Origin of the sequence: Pseudomonas sp. (genome assembly GCF_026224925.1) — a bacterium.
Taxonomy (GTDB): Bacteria; Pseudomonadota; Gammaproteobacteria; order Pseudomonadales; family Pseudomonadaceae; genus Aquipseudomonas.
Window position 1 is genome coordinate 1 of record NZ_JAMFRV010000162.1, and the last position, 3,486, is coordinate 3,486.

Consider the following 3,486-nt stretch of genomic DNA (forward strand, 5'->3'; position numbering starts at 1 on the left):
CGTCGTGATCATGATCGGCATGGTCTTCGCCTTCATGGGAGTCGTGGTGGCTGTGACGACCGTCGATGTGCAGCTCGGACTCGGCGCCCAGGCCCAGCAATACGCTGATCGGCAAACGACCATTGCTGGCTTCGATCACTTTGACCGCAGGCGGCAACTCTTCCGAGACTTCGGCGCGAACAGCGGCCAAACCGGCTGCGTCCATCTTGTCGGCTTTATTGAGGATGACCAGATCGGCGCTCGACAGTTGATCGGCGAACAGCTCGTGCAGAGGCGACTCGTGGTCCAGGTTCGGATCGAGCTTGCGCTGGGCATCGACTTGATCCGGGAAGGCTGCGAAGGTTCCCGCCAATACCGCAGGGCTGTCTACCACGGTGATGACTGCATCAACCGTACAGGCATTGCGAATTTCCGGCCATTGAAAGGCCTGAACCAGTGGCTTTGGTAGTGCGAGGCCTGATGTTTCGATGAGGATATGATCCAGATCGCCACGGCGAGCCACCAGCTCGCGCATTACCGGAAAGAATTCTTCCTGAACCGTGCAGCACAAGCAGCCGTTGGCCAGCTCGAAGATCCGGCCATTGGCTTCTTCTTCGGTGCAGCCAATGGTGCATTGTTTGAGGATTTCGCCGTCGATACCCAGCTCGCCAAATTCGTTGACGATCACAGCGATACGCCGACCATCAGCGTTATCGAGCATGTGCCGCAGCAAGGTGGTTTTGCCCGAACCGAGGAAGCCGGTAACGATGGTGACGGGAAGTTTGGCCAGTGTTTTCATCGGATGCCCTTTGGCAAAGCGGCGGGCAAGCGGGACGAGAACCGCGTAGCGCATGCATGCGGATCAATTCGCCACCGGATCACCCCGCCCGGTTGTAGTGAGAATTCTGTGTTCGAGGCAGGTCTCCTGGCTTACGGCAGCAAGTCGACGGCCTCATGGAGACATCGTGCTCGCGTTTATTGCGCCTTCCCACGCTTGCACAGTGGCAATCGCAGTGGCTGTGCAACAAACATGACCGTTTACAGTTGCGGGGGCAGCCGCGGCATCAACCGCGTTCCCTTCTTAGCTCCGACCACAGCCGGAGAACCTCAAGCGCACAAGGCTACGCAGTGACCCGATACAGGTCAATCACCAGCTGAATCTGAGAAGTCCAATGATTGACGATGCGCGCATGGCCGTGCTCTCCTTCCTGGTTTTTCCGGGACCGTGGAGGCCGCAACATGTCGACAACTCTGGTGGTGGGTCTTGGCTGCCAGCGCGGCTGTACCGCCAATCTCTTACGTGAACTGATCGAGCAGAACCTTCAGGCCCACGGCGTGGCCATTGACGCCATCACTGCCCTCGCCTCCATAGACCACAAAAGCACCGAGCCGGGACTGCTGGAACTCGCTGTGCAGTTAAATCTGCCGCTGGTGTTTCTTAGTGCAGCCGAACTGGCCGATGTTGAAGCGCTGCTCAGTCACCGCTCGGCGCTGGCATTTGCGCACACCGGCTGCCATGGCGTAGCCGAAAGTGCCGCCTTGGCCTTGGCCCAACGCCTTGCCGGGCGCCCAGTAAAACTGCTAATCAATCGGCAAAAAAATCAGTACGCAACATTTGCCTTGGCTGGCGACGTGCCTAATCGTCGATAATCCCCCTCGCGTTTTATTTCACTGCCTATTTAGCAGCCTCATTTGTAGCTTCAGGAGCAACCATGACCGTTTTTTTCATCGGCGCAGGCCCCGGCGACCCGGAGCTGATCACGGTCAAAGGCCAACGTTTGATCCGCAGTTGCCCAGTGATTATCTACGCCGGGTCGTTGGTACCCATGGCGGTTCTGGAGGGACATCAGGCGCTGCAGGTGGTGAACAGTGCTCAATTGCACCTGGAGCAGATCATCGCACTGATGAAAAGCGCTCATGAACAGGGCCAAGACGTGGCCCGGGTTCACTCAGGCGATCCGAGCCTGTATGGCGCGATTGGCGAACAGATTCGCCACTTGCGTGAGCTGAATATCCCGTTTGAAATCATCCCCGGTGTTACTGCCACTGCCGCATGCGCCGCGCTGTTAGGCGTAGAGCTGACCCTGCCGGATATCTCGCAAAGTGTGATCCTCACCCGCTACGCGGACAAAACGTCGATGCCAGCAGGCGAGGAGTTGGCCAGCCTGGCACAACACCGGGCGACCATGGCGATCCACCTCGGCGTTAACAACCTGCACAAAATCGTCGCTGAACTGGTCCCGCACTACGGCGCAGATTGCCCGATTGCCGTGGTCCATCGGGCTAGTTGGCCGGATCAGGACTGGGTGGTGGGCACACTGGCAGATATCGAAGAGAAGGTGCAGGCCAAAGGCTTTCGCCGGACTGCGTTGATTCTGGTGGGCCAAGTACTGGCCAGTGACAGCTTCGCCGAATCGTCGTTGTACCGTGCGGGGCATGCACACGTGTTTCGGCCTTAAACGCGGTCTAGCGGCAAACCATAGCCTTCACTTGACTTGAAACCCAACACAAAAAAATACCCCGAACCAGTCGGGGCATTTTTTTCAGTCAGCAGCCTTAGTAGTAGGCGTGCTCTTTTTGCGTATGGTCGGTGACGTCACGAACGCCTTTGAGCTCAGGAATACGCTCGAGCAGTGTGCGCTCGATCCCTTCTCTCAAGGTAACGTCAGCCTGGCCGCAGCCTTGGCAGCCGCCGCCGAATTGCAGCACCGCGATGTTTTCTTCGTTTTCTTCGACCACATCGATCAACGTCACCTGGCCGCCATGACTGGCAAGACCCGGATTGATTTCGGTTTGCAGGTAATAGTTGATGCGCTCGTTGATCGGGCTGTCAGCATTGACCATTGGTACTTTGGCGTTTGGCGCCTTGATGGTCAGTTGGCCGCCCATGCGATCAGTGGCGTAATCGACAACGGCATCGTCAAGAAAAGCTTCGCTGAAGTTATCAATCCAGGCAGTAAAGCTTTTCAGGCCGATGGCCTTGTCTTCAGGCTTCTCTTCGCCCGGCTTGCAATAAGCAATGCAGGTTTCAGCATATTGGGTGCCAGGCTGGGTAATAAACACGCGGATGCCGATGCCCGGGGCGTTTTGCTTTTCAAGCAGATCGGCCAGATAGTCGTGGGCAGCATCGGTAATAGTAATAGCGGTCATGAAAATTCCTCGCAGACGTGGCAGCAGTTTACGCCAATCATTCGCGACGCACAAAGTCCTAGTAATTTTGTCGGGAAAGAGACACCTCAGCCTTTTCCTCTCGGCGCTGATCAAGCCAACTTTTAAGACGACGATAAAGCCCTTTTTCGATCCATTCATAACTGACCCAGGCACCGAAGCCAATCACCGGGACACAGACCGCAAACACGGCGTAGGGATTGAGTCCATAACGCTCGGAAGCCAGCCAGCCGCCGTATAGCACCAAGACATGCAGCAAATACACCGAATACGAACAGTCGCCCATGGCTTTTAGCAAGCGATTGCCCTTGAAGTACGGTTCCAGGGATATGCAGGCGA

At 56.7% G+C, this 3,486-nt stretch carries 5 protein-coding genes and 1 riboswitch; of the genes, 2 read left to right on the forward strand and 3 right to left on the reverse strand.

Annotated features, from left to right (window positions below; all coding sequences use genetic code 11):
- Positions 1–778 (reverse strand): cobalamin biosynthesis protein CobW (gene cobW / locus M0974_RS06945; protein ID WP_297834488.1); only part of this gene is annotated, 778 nt, incomplete at its 3' end.
- Positions 779–876: 98 nt separating this feature from the next.
- Positions 877–1,104: riboswitch (cobalamin riboswitch) on the reverse strand.
- Positions 1,105–1,218: 114 nt separating this feature from the next.
- On the opposite strand from cobW, the gene M0974_RS06950 reads away from it, so the two are divergent.
- Together M0974_RS06950 and cobM are read left to right on the forward strand one after the other, a co-directional pair.
- Positions 1,219–1,629, forward strand: a complete 411-nt coding sequence (locus M0974_RS06950) for a cobalamin biosynthesis protein (RefSeq protein ID WP_297834479.1) — start codon at positions 1,219–1,221, stop codon at positions 1,627–1,629.
- 62 nt (positions 1,630–1,691) lie between these two features.
- Complete coding sequence (gene cobM / locus M0974_RS06955; RefSeq protein ID WP_297834482.1) at positions 1,692–2,438, forward strand: precorrin-4 C(11)-methyltransferase; 747 nt, start codon at positions 1,692–1,694, stop codon at positions 2,436–2,438.
- 97 nt (positions 2,439–2,535) lie between these two features.
- Here the strand turns inward: cobM and nfuA are convergent, their stop codons facing one another.
- A complete protein-coding gene (gene nfuA, locus M0974_RS06960; RefSeq protein ID WP_297834485.1) occupies positions 2,536–3,129 on the reverse strand; it encodes a Fe-S biogenesis protein NfuA in 594 nt (197 codons plus the stop codon).
- Between the two features lie 58 nt (positions 3,130–3,187).
- Positions 3,188–3,486, reverse strand: a 299-nt coding sequence (locus tag M0974_RS06965) for an acyltransferase family protein (RefSeq protein WP_367278970.1), incomplete at its 5' end; no start/stop codon positions are given.

What these genes read in the sequence shown, in the direction of transcription:
- M0974_RS06950 (WP_297834479.1), top strand. Translation starts at nt 1,219, where the DNA reads ATGTCGACAACTCTGGTGGTGGGTCTTGGCTGCCAGCGCGGCTGTACC.
- nfuA (WP_297834485.1), bottom strand. Translation starts at nt 3,129, where the DNA reads ATGACCGCTATTACTATTACCGATGCTGCCCACGACTATCTGGCCGAT.
- cobM (WP_297834482.1), top strand. Translation starts at nt 1,692, where the DNA reads ATGACCGTTTTTTTCATCGGCGCAGGCCCCGGCGACCCGGAGCTGATC.